Source organism: Psychrobacter sp. 1Y4 (assembly GCF_051847555.1).
On sequence record NZ_JBPYDE010000587.1, the window covers coordinates 1 to 690 of the forward strand.

1 protein-coding gene is annotated in these 690 nt (G+C 42.0%); it reads left to right on the forward strand.

The genetic code is table 11. From position 1 onward, the window contains the following. On the forward strand, positions 1-423 hold a 423-nt coding region (locus tag ACS8FC_RS17735), incomplete at its 5' end, for a FixG Ig-like domain-containing protein (protein ID WP_439297759.1). Between the last annotated feature and the right edge of the window lie 267 nt (positions 424-690).

Here is a 690-nt window from a genome sequence, read left to right on the forward strand (position 1 = left end):
CGTGTGCTGCGTCCGCGATTATTTGCTTATTTGGCTTTGTTAGCTGTGCTATGTGGCGGGGTTATCTATGCGTTGACAGACCGCGTACCGCTAGAGATTGATATACGTCGTGATCGTAACCAGTTATCATCTATCAATACCCAAGGCATGATTGAGAACAGCTATATCGTCAAGCTGACCAACAAAACCCAAGAGCCTCACAATTATAAAATAACGCTCGCCCCGCAAGAGGGTCTGAGTTTAGAGCTGCGCTTCAACGATGTACCCTTAGAAGCAGGCGAAAGCTTCGATATGCCTGTCAGTATTTATGGTGATCCTGATGTGATTGAATTTGGTCAAACGCCAGTGACGTTAAATGTGACCAGTGAAGACGGTAAGTACAAAGTCAGTAAGCAAAACGTCTTTACGACTCAAGGTCAGTAGTTCGTCACTGAGTTGATTATTTAGTTTCCTTTATGTCATTCGGTAGCCAGCGACTTTGAGAGTCAAAGGCTATCGGGTGAATGATTTATGATTAAACTGGCAGCACTTAGCCGTCAAATTGTCCGTTGATACCGTTTGTCGATATCTGATAAGCAGATTTCTGATAAATAAGTATCTGATGAATAGGTATTTTATGTCTAATCCAGCACCGAATTTTAAACATCAAGATACTCAGCCATGGTACAAGAATTACATGGTTATGATCTT